The 19,523-nt window shown below is 60.2% G+C and carries 20 protein-coding genes; 4 read left to right on the top strand and 16 right to left on the bottom strand.

Features of this window, described 5'->3' with window-relative positions; genetic code table 11:
- Positions 1 to 54: 54 nt before the first annotated feature.
- From acpS to rpoE, 15 genes are all read right to left on the bottom strand, one after another.
- Positions 55 to 435, bottom strand: a complete 381-nt coding sequence (acpS, locus tag DKK66_RS15740; RefSeq protein ID WP_131359587.1) for a holo-ACP synthase — start codon at positions 433 to 435, stop codon at positions 55 to 57.
- Positions 432 to 995, bottom strand: a complete 564-nt coding sequence (locus tag DKK66_RS15735; RefSeq protein ID WP_131359585.1) for a metal-dependent hydrolase — start codon at positions 993 to 995, stop codon at positions 432 to 434. Before DKK66_RS15735 ends, acpS begins: the two co-directional genes overlap by 4 nt.
- A 5-nt stretch (positions 996 to 1,000) precedes the next feature.
- Positions 1,001 to 1,729 (bottom strand): pyridoxine 5'-phosphate synthase, encoded by a 729-nt coding sequence (gene pdxJ / locus DKK66_RS15730; RefSeq protein ID WP_045847957.1) that lies wholly within the window; start codon positions 1,727 to 1,729, stop codon positions 1,001 to 1,003.
- Positions 1,730 to 1,751: 22 nt separating this feature from the next.
- Positions 1,752 to 2,483, bottom strand: a complete 732-nt coding sequence (gene recO, locus DKK66_RS15725; RefSeq protein WP_045847956.1) for a DNA repair protein RecO — start codon at positions 2,481 to 2,483, stop codon at positions 1,752 to 1,754.
- The gene (locus DKK66_RS15720) at positions 2,480 to 2,797 is read right to left on the bottom strand and encodes an antibiotic biosynthesis monooxygenase (RefSeq protein ID WP_131359583.1); all 318 of its coding nucleotides are present in this window, start codon (positions 2,795 to 2,797) and stop codon (positions 2,480 to 2,482) included. The genes recO and DKK66_RS15720 overlap by 4 nt, the downstream gene beginning before the upstream one ends.
- Positions 2,797 to 3,687 (bottom strand): GTPase Era, encoded by an 891-nt coding sequence (gene era / locus DKK66_RS15715; protein ID WP_045847954.1) that lies wholly within the window; start codon positions 3,685 to 3,687, stop codon positions 2,797 to 2,799. The genes DKK66_RS15720 and era overlap by 1 nt, the downstream gene beginning before the upstream one ends.
- A complete protein-coding gene (gene rnc / locus DKK66_RS15710) occupies positions 3,684 to 4,394 on the bottom strand; it encodes a ribonuclease III (protein WP_045847953.1) in 711 nt (236 codons plus the stop codon). The genes era and rnc overlap by 4 nt, the downstream gene beginning before the upstream one ends.
- A gap of 5 nt (positions 4,395 to 4,399) precedes the next feature.
- Positions 4,400 to 4,756 carry a DUF4845 domain-containing protein gene (locus tag DKK66_RS15705; RefSeq protein ID WP_131359581.1) on the bottom strand — a complete coding sequence of 119 codons (357 nt, stop codon included), beginning with the start codon at positions 4,754 to 4,756 and terminating at the stop codon, positions 4,400 to 4,402.
- A gap of 21 nt (positions 4,757 to 4,777) precedes the next feature.
- Positions 4,778 to 5,740 (bottom strand): signal peptidase I, encoded by a 963-nt coding sequence (gene lepB / locus DKK66_RS15700; RefSeq protein ID WP_052694226.1) that lies wholly within the window; start codon positions 5,738 to 5,740, stop codon positions 4,778 to 4,780.
- Positions 5,741 to 7,534 (bottom strand): translation elongation factor 4, encoded by a 1,794-nt coding sequence (gene lepA / locus DKK66_RS15695; RefSeq protein ID WP_131359579.1) that lies wholly within the window; start codon positions 7,532 to 7,534, stop codon positions 5,741 to 5,743.
- A 65-nt stretch (positions 7,535 to 7,599) separates the two neighbouring features.
- Positions 7,600 to 7,839 (bottom strand): glutaredoxin family protein, encoded by a 240-nt coding sequence (locus DKK66_RS15690; protein WP_045847950.1) that lies wholly within the window; start codon positions 7,837 to 7,839, stop codon positions 7,600 to 7,602.
- Positions 7,836 to 9,251 carry a DegQ family serine endoprotease gene (locus tag DKK66_RS15685; protein ID WP_062787045.1) on the bottom strand — a complete coding sequence of 472 codons (1,416 nt, stop codon included), beginning with the start codon at positions 9,249 to 9,251 and terminating at the stop codon, positions 7,836 to 7,838. The genes DKK66_RS15690 and DKK66_RS15685 overlap by 4 nt, the downstream gene beginning before the upstream one ends.
- 95 nt (positions 9,252 to 9,346) lie before the next feature.
- A complete protein-coding gene (locus DKK66_RS15680; protein ID WP_131359577.1) occupies positions 9,347 to 10,303 on the bottom strand; it encodes a MucB/RseB C-terminal domain-containing protein in 957 nt (318 codons plus the stop codon).
- Entirely contained in the window at positions 10,303 to 10,776 is a 474-nt protein-coding gene (locus DKK66_RS15675) for a sigma-E factor negative regulatory protein (protein ID WP_131359575.1), read from the bottom strand. Before DKK66_RS15675 ends, DKK66_RS15680 begins: the two co-directional genes overlap by 1 nt.
- Before the next feature lie 2 nt (positions 10,777 to 10,778).
- Entirely contained in the window at positions 10,779 to 11,378 is a 600-nt protein-coding gene (gene rpoE / locus DKK66_RS15670; protein ID WP_045847946.1) for an RNA polymerase sigma factor RpoE, read from the bottom strand.
- A gap of 243 nt (positions 11,379 to 11,621) precedes the next feature.
- On the opposite strand from rpoE, the gene prpB reads away from it, so the two are divergent.
- The 4 genes from prpB (at position 11,622) to prpF (ending at position 17,816) form a co-directional block, all read left to right on the top strand.
- On the top strand, positions 11,622 to 12,503 hold the full coding sequence (prpB, locus tag DKK66_RS15665; RefSeq protein ID WP_045847945.1) for a methylisocitrate lyase: 882 nt from the start codon (positions 11,622 to 11,624) through the stop codon (positions 12,501 to 12,503).
- 137 nt (positions 12,504 to 12,640) lie between these two features.
- Positions 12,641 to 13,789: a 2-methylcitrate synthase gene (gene prpC, locus DKK66_RS15660; RefSeq protein WP_059287001.1), complete on the top strand. Its 1,149-nt coding sequence runs from the start codon at positions 12,641 to 12,643 to the stop codon at positions 13,787 to 13,789.
- 69 nt (positions 13,790 to 13,858) lie between these two features.
- The gene (gene acnD / locus DKK66_RS15655; RefSeq protein ID WP_131359573.1) at positions 13,859 to 16,459 is read left to right on the top strand and encodes a Fe/S-dependent 2-methylisocitrate dehydratase AcnD; all 2,601 of its coding nucleotides are present in this window, start codon (positions 13,859 to 13,861) and stop codon (positions 16,457 to 16,459) included.
- A 169-nt stretch (positions 16,460 to 16,628) separates the two neighbouring features.
- Positions 16,629 to 17,816, top strand: coding sequence for a 2-methylaconitate cis-trans isomerase PrpF (prpF, locus tag DKK66_RS15650; RefSeq protein ID WP_131359571.1), 1,188 nt, complete (start codon positions 16,629 to 16,631; stop codon positions 17,814 to 17,816).
- 75 nt (positions 17,817 to 17,891) lie between these two features.
- On the opposite strand, the gene DKK66_RS15645 is transcribed toward prpF, so the two are convergent.
- Complete coding sequence (locus DKK66_RS15645; protein ID WP_131359569.1) at positions 17,892 to 19,391, bottom strand: diguanylate cyclase; 1,500 nt, start codon at positions 19,389 to 19,391, stop codon at positions 17,892 to 17,894.
- Between the last annotated feature and the right edge of the window lie 132 nt (positions 19,392 to 19,523).

Genomic DNA, 19,523 nt, shown 5'->3' with positions numbered 1-19,523 from the left:
AAGGCATGCCTCCGCAATTCAATTGATGATGGCACCGGGCCGGGCCCGGCGGCGCTAGGCTTGCTCCAGCACGACGAAAGCCAGCGCGTGTTCCCGCTCGTCGGTAATGGAAACATGGCTGCGCACAATGCCACGCTGGCTGAGAAAAGCCTGCAAGCCAGCAGAAAAGACCAGTTGCGGCTTGCCCAGTTCGTCATGGCTGACCGCAATGGCAGTCAACAGCACCGGGTCCACCACACCGGTGCCAACCGCCTTTGACAGCGCTTCTTTCACGGCAAAACGCTTGGCCAGAAAGCGCGCCTGGTCGCGGGACTGCAGAAAATCCGCCATTTCGGCCTGGGCCAGAATGCGCCGGCCGGCCTTGTCACCCCAGCGTTGCAGCAGACCCTGCATGCGGGCGATTTCCACCATGTCCGTGCCAATGCCGTAGATCATGCGGGCTCCTTGCACCGTTCAAATCTGACTCTCAACACCCATAACATCAGGCAAGGCAGCCAGACATACAGCAACTCGGTATAGACCACGCGCCAGCCCTTGGCAGTCAGCCACAGGCGGGGCGAGATGGGAGCACCTTCAATCGGCCGCCACGGCAACAGATAGCGCTGCATGTCGAACGGCATGAACAAGGCCGGGCCATGTGTGGCATCGGTCAGCATATCCAGTCCGGCATGACTGGCGATGACGGCAAACAGCAGCAAGCAGGCCGAGTGCAAGGACCAACCCAGACGCTGCCACACACCGCGGCTGCAAGCAGCCAGCAACAACGCTGCCAGCAGGGCCAGCAGCAAGGAATGCGACACACCGCGATGCCCCCAGGGGCTGGCATAAGGAATGCCAAGCTTGAAGGTGACCACGTCCAGGTCCGGCAGCATGGCCGCCGCAGCGCACAGCAGCAATACCTTCAGACCATCGGTGCGTGAGGCTGCCGCAGAGCCAGCACTCGCCAGACGCGATAGCGTGGCCCCGGCTAGCCCGTGGCTGATGATGGTGGGCATGCGGCTCAGCCCTGACGGGCTTCCTGCATCAGGGCTTTCATGTCGCGCACGGCGCGATCCAGGCCGACGAACACCGCCTGACCGATGATGGCATGGCCGATGTTCAGCTCGGTGATTTGCGGGATGGCGGCAATCGGCTTGACGTTGTGATAATTCAGTCCGTGACCGGCATTCACCACCATGCCCAGCTCGGCGGCAAAGGCGGCCGCACCGCGGATGCGTGCCAGTTCCGCTTCGCGTTCAGCGGCATGTACGGCGTCGGCGTAGGCTCCGGTGTGCAGTTCGATCACGCGGGCACCGGCTTCGAAAGCCTTGCTGATCTGCGCGCGATCCGGGTCGATGAAGATGGACACCCGGATACCGGCCTGTTGCAGGGTTTCGGTGTAATGACAGACATCTGCATAGTGACCAAGCACATCCAGGCCGCCTTCGGTGGTGACTTCTTCACGCTTTTCCGGCACCAGACATACGTCTTCCGGTGCCACGGCCAGCGCATTGGCCAGCATTTCCGGCGTCATCGCCATTTCCAGGTTCATGCGGGTCTTGATGACCTGACGCATGGCCACCACGTCGGCATCCTGGATGTGACGGCGGTCTTCGCGCAGATGCAGGGTAATCAGGTCGGCACCGGCGGTTTCCGCCACCAGCGCCGCTTCGATCGGGCTGGGGTAGCGGGTGCCGCGCGCCTGGCGCAGGGTGGCAACGTGGTCGATATTCACACCAAGCAAAATCATGTTCAGCTCCTGTTGGCAGGCCTCAATCGGCAATGGCGTTGACGGCCTGCAAGAGTTCACGCGAGGCAAATGGCTCCTCGCCCAGCAAATCAGTCAATAGCAGCCGCAGCAGGCTGCGCGCTGCACGGCGGGTGCTGATGGCAGTGTAGTTGTCTGCCTCGATGGCCAGCAGTTCACTGCCTGGCAGGCGCAGGAAGGGCCCTGTCGGGTCGAATCCGGCATCGCGCTCGGGCAAGGCACCACCACGGCACAGGTAGAGGGCTGCGGCGTCGATGGCAGCGCCGTGCTGGTCACAGGCGAAGCTGCCAGCATAGCCCAGCGCCTGCAATAGCCGCAATTCGTAACGTCGCAAGGTGGCTGACAGGGAGTCGGCCAGCGCCAGCGCCCTGACCGCCTGGTCGTAGACGGCGAAGGCACGCGGCTCGGCATCGTCACGGGCGGTGAGCTTGAGCATCAGCTCGTTCAGGTAAAAGCCGCAGATCAGGCGCATGCCGGCCAGTTGTGGCACCCCGCCATTCCATTCAGCCGTGTGCAGGGTACGTACCTCGCCCTTGCCGAACCAGGACAGGGTAAGCGGCTGGAACGGCAGCAGGACGCCGCGCACATCAGCACGTGGCCGGCGCGCGCCGCGCGCCACCATGGTGAAGCGGCCATGCTGCGGCGTCAGCACTTCCACCAGCAGGCTGGTTTCCCGGTAGGGTTGTGCATGCAGCAAATACGCGGCCTGACGGTCCACCCTGCCTTGCTGGCTCATTTCTTCATTCCGGAACCAACATCCGCAGGCGGGCTGATGCGGTCGATCTGCAGGGCAAATTGCAGCTCGCCTTCCCGGCCTCCGGCACGAGACAGCAACTGCTCGGCATGCATGCGCCAGGCGGCGATGGCATCCACATTGTCCCAATAGCAACGGGTGAAGGCCTTGCCGCTGTCATCCTGTACGGAATCAGCACCCAGATAGCCCGCTTGCAGGCTGGCCAGGCGCAACATGCGTCCGGTCAGGTCCGCCGGGCTGGCGGGTGCAGAAAAAATCACCGCCCAACAGGGCGGCTGTGAAGAAGCGTGCAACATCAGTTCAAGCCGAATTCCCGCAGGAAGCGTACATCATCGGCCCAGCCGGATTTCACCTTCACCCACACTTGCAGGAATACCTTGCCGTCAAACAGCTTTTCCATGTCCAGACGAGCTTCGGTGGAAATCTTCTTCAGCTTCTCGCCGCCTTTGCCAATCACAATGGGCTTCTGGTTTTCCTTGTCCACCAGAACGGCAATGTGGATGCGGCGCAGCGCACCGTCCATCTCGAACATTTCCACTTCCACGTTCATTTCGTAAGGCAGTTCTTCGCCCAGATAGCGGAACAGCTTTTCGCGCACGATTTCGGCCGACAGGAAACGCTCGCTCTTGTCGGTCACCATGTCGTCCGGATACAGCGGCATGGATTCCGGCAGATGCGGACGCACCTTGTCCAAGAGTTCGCTCAGGCGCTGGCCGTGCTTGGCGCTGACCACTTCGCAATCGGTAAAGGGGAATTCCGCACGCACGCCGTCGATGAATTCCTGCAGCAACAGCTTGTCCTTGACCTTGTCCAGCTTGTTGATCACCAGGATTACCGGCGTGTGCTTTGGCAGCAGCGCCATCACTTCGCGGTCGGCCGCGCTGATGCGCATGGCTTCCAGAATGAACAGCACACAGTCCACGCTACCCAGCGAATCCTTCACGCTCTTGTTGAGCGTTTCGTTGAGCGCGCCCTTGTGGAAGGTCTGGAAACCCGGCGTATCAACAAAAATGAACTGGGCATTGTCTTCGGTATGAATGCCATTGACCCGGTGACGCGTGGTTTGCGCCTTTTTCGAGGTGATGCTGACTTTCTGGCCGATGAGGTGATTCATCAGCGTGGACTTGCCCACATTCGGGCGGCCCACGATGGCTACAAAGCCACAGTGATATGCGTGTTCTGTCATGCGTGTTTCTTGCCTGTGGCCAGTTTTTGTTCAAGGAGCAGCAAGGCGGCTTCCGCTGCCTGCTGTTCTGCGGCGCGGCGGCTGCCGCCTTCGCCCTGCGATTCGATCATCAGTTCGCCCAGATCGCACAGCACCTTGAACCATTGTTCGTGGGCTTCGCCGGTCTGGCCAAGAATGCGGTATTTGGGCAAGGGCCATTTGCGCGCCTGCAAGGCTTCCTGCAGGCGGGTCTTGGCGTCCTTTGCATGCTTGGTGGGGTCGATGGCGGCCACGCGGCTGCCATACAGCCGACGTACCACCTGTTCGGCATGCTGGAAGTCGGCATCAAAGCTGACCGCCGCAAACGTGGCCTCCAGCGCATCCGCCAGTATGGACGGACGGTTGAAGCCGCCGCTTTTGAGTTCGCCTTCGCCCAGATACAGGTAGTCACCCAGCTTCAGTTCGTGGGCGATTTCCGCCAGCGTGTTCTGGTTGACCAGATTGGCCCGCAGTCGCGACAGTTCGCCCTCGCTGAGGCGGGGGAACTGGTCGAACAACATGCGCGCCACGGTGTAATTGAGAATGCTGTCGCCAATGAACTCGAAACGCTCATTGTTGGACGCGGCAAAGCTGCGGTGCGTCAGCGCCTGACGCAGCAGATCGGGCTTCTGGAATGAATAATCCAGCGCCTCGGACAGGCGCCGGAATCGGGTATCAACATGGTTCACGGTAGTTACTGAGGTGTCTGTCCAGCCTGGGTATCAAAATCGAAGGCCAGGCTGACATTGGCAAACAGCGGTACTTCGCGCCGGTAGGCGGCACGAATGAACACACTGTTGCTGGTGGTAATGATGGTGAGGTTTTCCGGCTTGATCGAGGAAATGTCGCCCACCATGGCATGGTTCATGAACTCACGACGCAAATCGTACTCGCTCTTGCCGGTTTGCCCGGCCATGGCCGTCACTGCCTTGCGCACTTCGGCATACTCTTTGTATACCGGCAGCACCTTGCCTGCCAGCAGGAAACCTGCGCCGACAAACAACATGATGACCAGAACAGAAATGACTGACAAACCGTGCTGACGCTGCATGTGAGTCCCCATGACTTGGTATTAGTGGATGCTGGTGCCGATGCGTGACAGGGCGCCGAAGTTCATCCAGATCAGGAAAGCCTTGCCCACCATCAGCTTGTCGTCAACAAAGCCCCAGTAGCGGCCATCCAGGCTGTTGTCCCGGTTATCGCCCAGCATGAAGTAATGACCGGCCGGCACTTTGCAGACAAAGCCGTTGTCATCATACTGGCATTGGTCGCGGTAAGGGAATTCTGCCACCTGCCCCAGTGCCACTACCGGTGCATCCGGAATGTTCAGGACCTTGTACGCCTTGCCATCCATCACTTCCTTGAACTGGTCGTTGTGAATGGTGCCCAGGCTTTGTTCAAGATAGTCATAAGTACCGTCTTTTTCATCCGGCACTGCCTTGCCATTGATGGTGAGACGCTTGTTGCGGTATTCCACCACGTCACCGGCCACACCAATCACACGCTTGATGTAGTTGACCTTGGGGTTGGGCGGATAGTTGAACACCACCACGTCCCCACGGCTGACCTTGCCCACCGGCACGATCACGTTGTTGAGCACCGGCACACGGATGCCGTAGGCAAACTTGTTGACCAGGATGAAGTCACCCACCACCAGCCCCGGACGCATGGAGCTACTGGGAATCTGGAAAGGCTCCACCAGGAAGGAACGCAACAGGAACACCACCAGGATGACCGGAAAAAACCCGCGCGAGTATTCAACGAAGTGCCCTGCTTCACCGGCACGTTTCTTTGCCAGCACAAACTTGTCCAGCGCCCAGACCACACCGGTCACCAGCACGAACACCAGCATCACCGCGGTGAAGCTCATGTAATTGGACAGCAGGCCAAAGCCACCGATGACCAGGGCCAGATAGCCCCACTGCACCGATACCGGCCAGTCTTTCTGGCCGACTTCACGCTGGCCGCCAAAAGCAATCAGCATGCCGCCGACAATCACGGCAACGATAAATACCCAGAACAGGTTTTCGCCCACTTATTTGTCCCCTACTTGAAGAATGGCCAGGAATGCCTCTTGCGGAATTTCCACATTACCCACCTGTTTCATCCGCTTTTTACCTGCCTTTTGTTTTTCCAGCAGCTTTTTCTTACGGGTGATGTCACCGCCGTAGCACTTGGCCAGCACGTTCTTGCGCAGCGCCTTGACGGTTTCACGCGCAATGATATGCCCGCCGATGGCCGCCTGCACAGCAATGTCGAACATCTGGCGCGGAATCAGTTCGCGCATCTTGGACACCAGCTCGCGACCACGGTAAATGCTGGAGGCACGGTGCACGATCAGGCTGAGTGCATCCACTTTCTCGCTGTTTACCAGCACATCCAGCTTGACCAGATCAGAGCACTGGAATTCCTTGAACTCGTAATCCAGCGAGGCATAACCACGGCTGGTGGACTTGAGCTTGTCAAAGAAGTCCATCACCACTTCGTTCATCGGCATGTCGTAAGTCAGCATCACCTGACGGCCCAGGTACTGCATATTGCGCTGTACGCCGCGCTTCTGGGTACACAGGGTGATCACCGCGCCCACATAATCCTGCGGCACCAGGATGTGCGCCGTGATGATGGGTTCGCGGATTTCCTCGATCTTGCCCGGATCCGGCAGGCGCGACGGGTTTTCCACCTGGATGATGCTGCCATCCTTGAGCACCAGCTCGTACACCACGGTGGGTGCCGTGGTGATCAGGTCCATGTCGAACTCGCGTTCGAGACGTTCCTGCACGATCTCCAGATGCAACAGGCCAAGGAAGCCGCAACGGAAACCAAAGCCCAGCGCCTGCGACACTTCCGGCTCGAACTTGAGCGAGGCATCGTTCAGCTGCAGTTTTTCCAGCGCATCGCGCAGCGCTTCGTAATCGTGGCTTTCCACCGGGTACAGGCCGGCAAATACCTGGGACTGCACTTCCTTGAAGCCCGGCAGAGGCTCGGTGGCCGGCGTTTTCATCAGCGTGATGGTATCGCCCACCTTGGCCGACTTCAGTTCCTTGATACCGGCAATGATGAAGCCCACTTCACCGGCGTTCAGCACTTCGCGCTGCACCGACTTGGGCGAGAACACGCCCACCTGCTCCACCAGATGCTCGGCACCGGTGGCCATGAACTTGATCTTGTCCTTGGGACGTACCTGACCGTCCTTGACGCGCACCAGCATCACCACGCCGACATAGTTGTCGAACCAGGAGTCGATGATCAGCGCCTTGAGTGGGCCATCCGGGTTGCCTTCCGGCGGCGGAATCTTGCTGACCACGGTTTCCAGGATGTCTTCAATGCCGATGCCGGACTTTGCCGAGGCACGCACGGCATCAATGGCTTCAATGCCGATGATGTCCTCGATTTCCTGCGAGACACGCTCGGGTTCGGCCGCGGGCAGGTCGATCTTGTTGAGTACCGGCACCACTTCCACGCCCAGGTCGATGGCGGTGTAGCAGTTGGCCACAGTCTGCGCTTCCACGCCTTGCGAGGCATCCACCACCAGCAGTGCGCCTTCGCAGGCGGACAGCGAGCGGGAAACCTCATAGGAGAAGTCCACATGCCCCGGGGTGTCGATCAGGTTCAGGTTATATACCTGTCCGTCACGCGCCTTGTACTGCAAGGCAGCCGTCTGGGCCTTGATGGTAATGCCGCGCTCTTTCTCGATATCCATCGAGTCGAGCACCTGGGCACTCATTTCACGCAGTTCGAGGCCACCGCAAAACTGGATGAAGCGGTCGGCCAGGGTCGATTTGCCATGGTCGATATGGGCAATGATCGAGAAATTTCTGATATGTTTCATCGGTATCCAGCAAAAAGATAAGGGCACGCTGGCGTGCCCTCGAACAACTCACACTGGCGCGGATTTTAGCCGATTTCGCCCAAATGTGCAGCCAAAGCAGGAATATCCAGATGCCAGTGACAAATCTCCTGTTCACCATCCATCAAAACCGGCACCAGTTCGTTGAATCTGGCCTCCAGTTCGGGGTCTGCATCCACATCCACCACATCCAGCGCAAAGCCGTGCCGGTCTTGCCACGGCTTGAGTTCCGCCAGCATCTGATGGCACAAACTGCAGTACTCCCGGAAATACAAAGTCAGCTTCATTCTTCTCCACCAATGCTCAAGGGCACAAACAGGGTGATGCCCTGACGCCAGAGCTGCAAGGCCAGGGTACTTCCCTTGGGCGCAGCAGTGACCGCCGCCTTGAACTGGGCAAAACTGCCCAGCGCCTCGCCACCCAGACCAACAATCACGTCACCCGGCTGAATGCCGGCACGGGCCGCAGCACCACCCACCCGTTTCACCTGCAAACCGTACTTGACCCCTACCTTGGCCAACTGGGCAGGCGTCAGCTCCTGCAAGGCAAGGCCCAGCTGCTTCATGTTCTGCGCATCCGGCACCGCTTGCGGCGAACGGTACTCGCGCTGGGCGGTACGGGCGTCTTCGGTTTTCAGCTCTTCCGGCACCACGGTCAGCTTCTGCATGGCACGATTGCGCCACACTTCCAGCACCACCGGCTTGCCCGGACGAATGGCACCAATCAGGCGCGGCAAGTCTGACGAAGAGTCCACGGCCTGTCCGGCAACGGAGAGGATGATATCACCGGTTCGCAGCCCTGCCTTCTCGGCCGGACTTTTTTTCTCCACATCATTCACCAGCGCACCAGCCGGCTTGGCCAGACCAAAGGAAGCGGCCAGATCCTTGTTCAGTTCCTGGATTGCCACGCCAATACGACCGCGACTGACCTTGCCGGTGGCCTTGAGCTGATCGGCCACATTCATGGCCACATCAATCGGGATGGAGAAGGAAATACCCATGAAGCCACCGGAACGGCTGTAGATCTGGGAATTGATACCGATCACTTCACCCTTGAGATTGAACAGCGGGCCACCGGAATTGCCCGGATTCACTGCGGCATCGGTTTGCAGGAAGGGGACAAAATTCTCATCCGGCAGCAGGCGATTCTTGGCCGAGACAATGCCGGAAGTCACCGTGTTTTCAAAGCCGAAGGGCGAGCCGATGGCCAGCACCCATTCGCCAACCTTCACGTCCGCCATGTTTCCCAGCCGCACCACAGGCAGGTTCTTGGCATCAATCTTGAGCAAGGCCACATCGGTGCGCGCATCGGAACCAATCACCTTGGCCTTGAATTCACGCTTGTCGGTCAGGGTGACGGTAATCTCGTCCGCCCGCGCCACCACGTGGGCATTGGTCAGCAGATAGCCATCCGGCGAAATGATGAAGCCGGAGCCAAGCGAACGCTCCTGTCGCTCTTGCTGCTGTTGCGGGGCAAAACGGCGGAAAAATTCGAAGAATGGATCGCCCTCCATGCCTTCGGGCATGGCACTGACATTCTGCTTGATAGTGGATGTGGTACTGACGTTGACAACAGCACGTCCTTCCGTTTCAACAATACGGGTGAAGTCAGGCAAATCAGCCGCCAGGGCAGCCGCAGGTTGGACAGTGAATGCAGAAGCCGCCAGCATGGCAGCAACGATCAGCTTTTTGATCGACATGGTCGCTCCATCTTGATGTGGTTTGCACAGAAAACAGCGGAGAAGCTTAAAGTGGCCGACCTCCCCGCCCAGGGCGGGAAGGTCGGCCAGCACCATCATGGCTTGAGAGTGATCTTGAGGTTCCTGATCATCGCCAGCATGGTTGGTTCGGGCAGATCGCCCACCAGGGTGACCAGATAATCCCCCTGGGGTGCCGTGGCCATATTGACCGCGCCATGCAGATTAACCGCTCGTTCGGCACGGCTGTCGCCCTGTGGCTCGATGAACAGCGACAACATTACCAAACCGTCGCTATACACCATGTGCCGCACCGTACGCTCCGCCTGACCAGGCAGGCTGCGCTGCACCGCACGCAACAGCTTGAAGCCGCCCGGCATGCCGGTAACTTCAGACGGCGCGTCGGCATCCAGCGTCATCTGCGGCGCACTGGCGCTGCGCAATACATAGCTCAGCTTGTATTGCGGCTTGAAGGCTGCACGGTCTTTCGGGCCTTGCAATTCGACTTCGGTAAAAGTGAACTGCTCCACCGGCTCTCCGGCGGCATTTTGCGTGATGACCTTCAGCGGAAGATTGCTGACCGGATCGACACACATGCGCAAGGCGTAACGCTTGCTGTCCTTGGGCTTGAGGTCCAGCCAGCTGCAATCACGCTGCGCCACCCGATCCTTGCCACCATGCTTCAGCGTGTAGGACTGGGCGATATTGCTGATGTCGTCGGGCAAAATGGCCGGAAACAGGCGCATGGCGCTAACCTTGGCCGCTCCCAGTGACTTGGCATCCGGCGCGTAGCAGACCAACTCGAAACCCTTGCGGATGATTTCGCGCGACGGACCATCCAGCGAGGTGCGTTTTTCCTGGATATTGTCACCAGAACCGGCACGCACAATACGGTAGGTTTCCAGAGTGGCATTCATCTGATGCAGGTAGGTGCCGCTCAGTGGCAATTGCCTTGCCGCTGCAGCGGCTTTTTTTACCACCAGCCAATCATCGTCCGCGTGAGCCAATACGGCCACCCCCATCAGACAAACCCCGGAGAGCTGTGTCAGACGCATCAGTGGCGGACTCCATTCCCGTAAGCAACCTTGACTACGCTCTGGTCAGCGGTCATTTCCTGATGGGCCGCCAGATACAGGTCGTCATGCTCCTGGGCCGACTGTACCGACGCTACCGGCACACCCCGGTCCGCCACGGCGGAATCGGCATTGCCATGCGACAGCTGCTGCCAGCCGACCACAGCGGCAAAGCTGACGCTGGCCGCCAGCGCCACGGCACCCGCCCGGCGCGACCGGATTGGCGCAATCCAGCGACGCGGCGCCAGTACCGTGGGCTCAGCAGCCAGGCGCGTGGCAACACGCTGACGCACATTGACGCTCACATGGGAATTGTCACGCATGGCATCCCCGATCAGGTGGTAGGCATCCCACACCTGCTTGAGCTCCTCTTCTTCCGTGATGGCTTTGATTGTTCTGTCAGCGAGCTGCCCGTCCAGCTCGCCATCCATCAGTGCAGATAATTTTTCTTTCATACCTACCACCTTTTGTTTTTTGCCGTATCCAGCAATGGCCTCAACTCGGCAGCAATGGCCTCCCGCGCACGGAAAATACGCGAGCGGACGGTGCCGATGGGACAATTCATTACCTGTGCAATCTCTTCGTAGGACAGTCCGTCCATCTCCCTGAGGGTGATGGCGGTTCTGAGCTCCTCCGGCAAAGCCTGCACGGCACTGTTCACTGTCGTCACGATTTCCTTGTTCATCAGCTCGGTTTCGGGCGTATTCATGTCGGGAACTTGCGACGCCAGGTCGAAGCTCTCGCCATCTTCGTCTTCAAACTCGCTGTTCACCACCGGACGACGCCCGGCTGAACTGAGGAAATTCTTGGCAGTATTGATGCCGATTCGGTACAGCCATGTGTAAAACGCGCTCTCGCCACGGAAAGATGGCAAGGCGCGATACGCTTTGACGAATGCTTCTTGCGTCACATCTTCGATGTCGGCGCCGTCGCGAATGAAACGTGACAAAAGTCTGGCCAGACGACGCTGATATTTTCCAACAAGCAGGTCGAAAGCTCTTTTTTCACCTCGCTGGGCACGCTCCACCAACTGTTGATCGATCTCACGATCACTCATGTCGTTGTAATGCTCCCTGAATTGTCCACTGGTTTAGTTGTGTGTACTGCTGTGTGAACACAACGCTAGACAGTGGCTCGTGCAATGAGTTCCCCCGAGCTTTGTTGCCCGGAAACATAGCAGACCTTGCGCAAAAGCTGAAACGTTCCTCCGTGCAGAATGAGGCCATAGAGCATTTGCACTCCAACCAAGCACTTGCTAGAATGACCACAACATCACCCGGATCAACACAAGGACCCAGCCATGAGCACACCCGGTCAACGCTTCCGTCTCGCCGTAGAACAAGAAAAGCCGCTGCAGGTTGTAGGTGCAGTCAACGCCTATGCAGCACGTTTGGCCGAACACTCTGGCTTCAAGTCCCTGTATCTGTCCGGCGGCGGCGTGGCTGCCTGCTCCTGCGGCATTCCGGACCTGGGCATCACCACCCTGGAAGACGTGCTGATTGATGTGCGCCGCATTACCGACGTGACCGAACTGCCGCTGCTGGTGGATATCGATACCGGCTGGGGCGGCGCTTTCAATATTGCCCGCGCCATCCGCAGCCTGGAAAAAGCCGGTGCTGCTGCCGTGCATATTGAAGACCAGGTACAGCAAAAGCGCTGTGGCCATCGCCCGAACAAGGCGATTGTCAGCCAGGAAGAAATGGTAGACCGCATCAAGGCCGCCACCGATGCGCGCAAGGATGACAGCTTCGTCATCATGGCCCGTACCGATGCGCTGGCGGTGGAAGGACTGGATTCCGCCATCGAACGCGCCGTGGCCTGCGTGGAAGCCGGTGCCGACATGATCTTCCCGGAAGCCATGACCGATCTGGCCATGTACAAGCAGTTTGCCGAAGCCGTGGGTGTACCGGTGCTGGCCAACATCACCGAGTTTGGCTCCACCCCGCTCTACACCACCCAGGAGCTGGGCGAAAACGGGGTGTCGCTGGTGCTGTACCCGCTGTCCGCCTTCCGCGCCATGAGCCAGGCCGCGCTGAATGTGTACGGCGCGCTGCGTCGCGACGGCACCCAGAAAAATGTGCTGGACCTGATGCAGACCCGCATGGATCTGTACGAACACCTGGGCTACCACAGCTACGAGCAAAAGCTGGATGGGCTGTTTGCCGAAGGCAAAAACAAGTAACGGTCCGCCGAAGGCAAAAACAAATAACTGCCTGCCACCAGCAAGACTGGCAGCAAAACCAATCAGTCAGGCAGCCCCGCGCAGCCTGACCATGCGCACAACAGTAACAGCAGAGAAATTGTCCAAGGAGAAATGGCATGACTGAAGTGGTTCTGACTGGCAAGCCGAAGAAATCGGTCGCCCTGTCCGGCGTTGCCGCCGGCAATACCGCCCTGTGCACGGTTGGCCGTACCGGCAACGACCTGAGCTATCGCGGCTATGACATTCTGGATATCGCCGATCAGTGCGAATTTGAAGAAGTCGCCTACCTGCTGGTGCACGGCAAGCTGCCGAACAAGGCCGAGCTGGCAGGCTACAAGCAAAAGCTGAAAGCCCTGCGCGGCCTGCCGCAAGTGGTGAAGAGTGTGCTGGAAGCCCTGCCTGCCTCCGCCCACCCGATGGACGTGATGCGCAGCGGCGTGTCCGCCCTGGGTTGCACCCTGCCGGAAAAAGACGACCACAATATCGCCGGTGCGCGTGACATCGCCGACCGCCTGATGGCTTCCTTCGGCTCCATGCTGCTGTACTGGTACCACTTCAGCCACAACGGCAAGCGCATTGACGTGGAAACCGACGACGACTCCATCGGCGGTCATTTCCTGCACCTGCTGCACGGTGAAAAGCCGTCCGAGCTGTGGGTGAAGGCGATGCACACTTCGCTGATCCTGTACGCCGAGCACGAATTCAACGCCTCCACCTTTACCAGCCGCGTGATTGCCGGTACCGGTTCGGACATGTACTCCAGCATTACCGGTGCCATTGGCGCGCTGCGCGGCCCCAAGCACGGCGGTGCCAATGAAGTGGCGTTTGAAATCCAGAAGCGTTACGACAATCCGGATGAAGCCGAGGCTGACATCAAGGCCCGCGTGGAACGCAAGGAAGTGGTGATCGGTTTTGGTCACCCGGTTTACACCATCTCCGACCCGCGCAACAAGGTGATCAAGGAAGTGGCGCGCAATCTGTCCGCCGCCGCTGGTGACAGCAAGATGTTCGACATTGCCGAGCGCCTGGAAAGCGTGATGTGGGACATCAAGAAGATGTTCCCCAACCTGGACTGGTTCTCCGCTGTGTCCTACCACATGATGGGCGTACCGACGGCCATGTTCACCCCGCTGTTCGTGATTGCCCGTACCAGCGGCTGGAGCGCGCACGTGATCGAGCAACGCATTGACGGCAAGATCATCCGCCCGTCGGCCAACTACACCGGCCCGGACGATCAGGCTTTCGTGCCGCTGGCACAACGCTGATGGTCAGGGGAGCTAAGCCGCAAGGATAGCTCCCCGCTTTGCTTCCACCCTGAGAGTTTTAGCGACGCCATGAACAAAAACTACCGCACCCGATTGCCCGGCAGCCAGCTGGACTACTACGACACCCGCGCCGCCGTTGACGCCATTGCGCCCGGCGCCTATGCCACCCTGCCCTATACCTCGCGCGTACTGGCCGAGCAACTGGTGCGCCGCTGCGAACCGGAACTGCTGACCGACGCGCTCAAGCAACTGATCGAACGCAAGCGCGACCTGGATTTCCCCTGGTATCCGGCGCGCGTGGTGTGCCACGACATTCTGGGTCAGACCGCACTGGTCGACCTGGCCGGTCTGCGTGACGCGATTGCCGACAAGGGCGGTGACCCCTCGCTGGTCAACCCGGTGGTGCCGACCCAGTTGATTGTCGACCACTCACTGGCAGTGGAGTGCGGTGGTTTCGACCCGCAGGCTTTTGAAAAAAACCGTGCCATTGAAGACCGTCGCAATGAAGACCGCTTCCACTTCATCGAGTGGACCAAGACTGCCTTCAAGAATGTGGATGTGATTCCGGCCGGTAACGGCATCATGCACCAGATCAATCTGGAAAAAATGTCGCCGGTGATCCAGGTGCGCGACGGCGTGGCCTTCCCCGACACCTGTGTCGGCACCGACAGCCACACCCCGCACGTGGATGCACTGGGCGTGATTGCCATCGGCGTGGGCGGCCTGGAAGCGGAAACCGTGATGCTGGGCCACCCGTCCATGATGCGTCTGCCGGACATCGTCGGCGTCAAGCTCACCGGCCAGCGCCAGCCCGGCATTACCGCCACTGACATCGTGCTGGCGCTCACCGAGTTCCTGCGCAAGGAGCGCGTGGTGGGCGCTTATGTCGAGTTCTTTGGTGATGGTGCTGCCAGCCTGTCCATCGGCGACCGTGCCACCATTTCCAATATGTGCCCGGAATATGGTGCCACTGCCGCCATGTTCTATATCGACCAGCAAACCATCGACTACCTCAAGCTGACCGGCCGCGAAGCCGAGCAAGTGGCACTGGTGGAAAACTACGCCAAGGTCAGCGGCCTGTGGGCCGACAGCCTGGAAAGCGCGCAATACGAACGTGTGCTGGAGTTCGACCTCTCCAGCGTGGTGCGCAATATGGCTGGCCCGTCCAACCCGCACAAACGTCTGCCCACCTCGGCACTGGCCGAGCGCGGCATTGCGGTTGACCTGGACAAGGCCCGTGCCGAAGAAGCCGAAGGCCTGCTGCCGGATGGCGCGGTCATCATTGCCGCCATCACCAGCTGCACCAACACCAGCAACCCGCGCAATGTGGTGGCCGCCGGCCTGCTGGCCAAGAAAGCCAATGAGCTGGGCCTGCTGCGCAAGCCGTGGGTGAAGTCCTCGTTTGCCCCGGGCTCCAAGGTGGCCAGGCTGTATCTGGAAGAAGCCGGACTGCTGCCGGAACTGGAAAAGCTGGGCTTTGGCATCGTCGCCTATGCCTGCACCACCTGTAACGGCATGTCCGGCGCACTGGACCCGAAAATCCAGCAGGAAATCATAGACCGCGACCTGTACACCGCCGCCGTTCTGTCGGGCAACCGCAACTTCGATGGCCGTATCCACCCGTATGCCAAGCAGGCCTTCCTCGCCTCGCCACCGCTGGTGGTGGCTTACGCCATTGCAGGTACCGTGCGCTTTGATATCGAAAAAGACGTACTGGGCGTGGTGGATGGCAAGGAAATCCGCCTGCAGGACCTGTGGCCGTCCGATGATGAAATCGACGCCATCGTGGCGCGTTGCGTGAAGCCGGAGCAGTTCAAGCAGGTATACATCCCGATGTTCGACCTGGGTCAGGTGGAAGAAGCCAAGAGCCCGCTGTACGACTGGCGTCCGAAGTCCACCTACATCCGTCGTCCGCCCTACTGGGAAGGCGCGCTGGCCGGCGAGCGTACGCTCAAGGGCATGCTGCCGCTGGCGGTGCTGCCGGACAACATCACCACCGACCACCTGTCGCCGTCCAACGCCATCCTGCCCAGCTCGGCTGCCGGTGAATACCTGGCCAAGATGGGCTTGCCGGAAGAGGACTTCAACTCCTACGCCACCCACCGTGGCGACCACCTGACCGCCCAGCGCGCCACCTTTGCCAACCCGCAACTGGTGAACGAAATGGCCGTGGTGGATGGCGCGGTGAAGAAGGGGTCGCTGGCGCGTATCGAGCCGGAAGGCAAGGTCACCCGCATGTGGGAAGCCATCGAAACCTATATGGCGCGCAAACAGCCGCTGATCATCATTGCCGGTGCCGACTACGGCCAGGGCAGCTCGCGTGACTGGGCAGCCAAGGGCGTGCGGCTGGCCGGGGTGGAAGCCATCGTGGCCGAAGGCTTCGAACGCATCCACCGCACCAACCTGGTGGGCATGGGCGTATTGCCGCTGGAATTCAAGGCTGGCACCAACCGCAAGACCCTGGCCATTGACGGTACCGAAAGCTACGACGTGAAGGGCGACATCTCGCCGCGCTGCACGCTGACGCTGGTGATTCACCGTCGCAATGGCGAGACGCTGGAAGTGCCGGTCACCTGCCGCCTGGATACCGCCGCCGAAGTGCGGGTGTATCAGGCTGGCGGTGTGCTGCAGCGCTTCGCCCAGGACTTCCTGGAGTCCACCACTGCTTGAGTTTTGCTGCTCCCGGCCTGCGGGTATGTCCCTGCCGGCAGGCCGGACCCAGAGCAGCCCCCAACCGCAGGGCGGCGCGAAATCGGTTTCGCAGCCGCCCTGCTGCTTGCCAACCTATTCCGGCAATGCCTGTTGACGGCCTTGCCCACAGCATGACAGGAGAGACTGCATGGCCCATGCTCCACAAATCCGCATTCCTGCCACCTATATCCGTGGCGGCACCAGCAAGGGGGTGTTTTTCCGCCTGCAAGACCTGCCTGCCGCCGCGCAGCAGCCCGGCCCGGTGCGTGACGCCATCCTGATGCGGGTGATCGGCAGCCCCGACCCCTACGGCAAGCAGATCGACGGCATGGGCGGTGCCACCTCCAGCACCAGCAAGACGGTGATCCTGGCCAAGAGCAGCCGGCCCGATCACGATGTGGACTACCTGTTTGGCCAGGTGGCCATCGACAAGGCCTTTGTCGACTGGAGCGGTAACTGCGGCAATCTGTCCGCCGCCGTCGGCTCCTTTGCCATCATGAGCGGACTGGTGGATGCCAGCCGCATCCCGGCCAATGGCGTGGCCACGGTACGCATCTGGCAGGCCAATATCAGCAAGACCATCATCGCCCATGTGCCCATCACCAACGGTGAAGTACAGGAGACCGGCGATTTCGAACTGGACGGCGTCACCTTCCCGGCCGCCGAGGTACAGCTGGAATTCCTCGACCCGGCCGACGAAGGCGATGGCGGCGGTGCGATGTTCCCCACCGGCAATGTGGTGGACACGCTGGATGTTCCGGGCGTGGGCAGTTTCCAGGCAACCATGATCAATGCCGGCATCCCCACCATCTTCCTTAACGCAGCAGAACTGGGTTACAGCGGTAGCGAACTGCAGGAGGCCATCAATGGCGATGCCGCCGCACTGGCCCGCTTTGAAACCATCCGCGCCCATGGAGCAGTCCGCATGGGGCTGATCAAGGACATTGCCGAAGCGGCCACCCGCCAGCACACGCCCAAGATTGCCTTTGTCGCTCCGCCTGCGGCCTACATCGCCTCCAGCGGCAAGGAAATCACCCCTGCGGACATCGACCTGCGCGTGCGCGCCATGTCCATGGGCAAACTGCACCACGCCATGATGGGCACCGCTGCGGTGGCCATCGGCACCGCAGCCGCCATTCCTGGCACGCTGGTAAACCTGGCCGCCGGTGGTGGCGAACGCCAGTCTGTGCGCTTTGGCCACCCGTCCGGCACCCTGCGCGTAGGTGCGGAAGCCAGGCTGGTGGACGGCCAGTGGCAGGTCAGCAAGGCCATCATGAGCCGCAGCGCCCGCGTGCTGATGGAAGGCTGGGTGCGTATTCCCGGCGACAGTTTCTGAGCGCTGAAGTCAGCAAATCAACAAACAAGAATGGCCACCCCCGGGTGGCCATTTTTCATTGGGTAATGGCCAGCATCAGCCTGCCACCACCACCCGGTTGCGCCCGGCACGTTTGGCCTGATACAGCGCCATGTCAGCCTGCTTCACCCAGGCGGCCTTGTCGGCCATCAACAGCGAGGCGCTTGCCACCCCCAGGCTCAGCGTTACCGTGATATCGGCCTGACTGGCATGCACCGTGCGTGCCGCCATTTGCTGACGCAGGGTTTCGGCCAGCAGCGCGGCATGTTCCAGTGTGGAGTCCGGCAGCACCAGCAGGAACTCCTCGCCACCGTAACGGATGGCGGTATCGTGCAGGCGCATATGCTCCTGCAACAGCATGGCCACCTGTGCAATCACCAGATCGCCCACATCGTGGCCGTACTCATCATTCACCTGCTTGAAATGGTCGATATCCAGCATGATCAGCACCGCTTGCTGGCCTGAATGCTGACAGCGCAACCACTCCTGCTGCAATACCTCGTCACCGGACCGGCGATTGAGCAGACCGGTCAGCCCGTCCAGCCGCACCAATTGCGCCAGATAGGTATTGCTCTGCTTCAGCGCATCCAGCAGTTGCTGGTTGCGCCCTTGCCAGTGCAGGAACAGGCGGTAGGCAAAAAAGGCATTGAACAGTACGATCAGGGCAAATACCCAGAAGAACACCCAGCCGGTCTGGGTCATTACCAGCGCCGCCTGATGCACCTCCGGAGCCAGACCGCGCTGCAACTGCCCCAGCAACAGGCTGCTGCCAAGGCTCAGCGACAAATAGCCAAACACCAGCACGCCGACACTGACCAATAACAGCAGCAGCACCACCAGATGGCGCGATTCGCCATCACTGCCCTGCACCTGCGGCAAGCGCGCATACAGCCAACGCTCGGTCTGCAGCCAGGACCACGCCAGGATAGGCCCCACCAGCAACAGGTTCTGCAGGAAAAAGCCCAGCCACCAGCCTTGCCAGATGGGCAGCAATTCCGACAAAGGCTGATGATTGCTGTAGGTCCAGATCAGCGCGCCGCTGGAGCTGAAAATGCTGCCGGCAAAGGAGAGCTGGACAAAATGCAGCAGCGACTCCAGGCTGCGCAGCCCACGCATCGTCGGCAGGGCCCGAAACCCCAGGGCAATCACGGCAACGCCCAACGGGTCGGCAAAGGCAAACAGTACTGCCCATTGCCAGGCCATGCCGGCATACAAGGCCAGCGACAAGGTGGTGAGATAGGCCGGAATCGCCCCCCACCACCAGCCAATGCACAAACTCCACCACAGGCTGATCAGCAAGGCCGGGTAGACGGTGATATACACCGTCACCCCACCAAATTGCAGTGGCATGCCAGACCAGTTATCCACCACCGACAGCACACCCAGCCCCAGCGAAACCAGCAGACTGCCCAGCCACGCGCCAAACAACAGCCAGCGCTCACGTACCGACAGCTGTTGCCACAAACGCCAGGGGCTGGCAAAGGACGCGCGTGCACTGGCAAAAGCCGCAGGAACGGACAGCACGGAAGATGAGGAGCCGGCAGCGTCGGTATTCATGGTGAATCAAGGCTCACAACGGGATTGAGAAATCATTCTGCCTTGCCACCAACACTGGGCTGGGCGGCGGAACAAACCGGGAACACAGGCAAGGCGCGGCAGTGACATTAGCATAATTAACCCTTGCTCAGC

This window comes from Aquitalea sp. USM4 (assembly GCF_004328945.1).
GTDB classification, from domain to species: domain Bacteria; phylum Pseudomonadota; class Gammaproteobacteria; order Burkholderiales; family Chromobacteriaceae; genus Aquitalea; species Aquitalea pelogenes.
The sequence above is the reverse complement of the archived record's forward strand: the minus strand, read 5'-3'. Positions and strand labels throughout refer to the sequence as shown.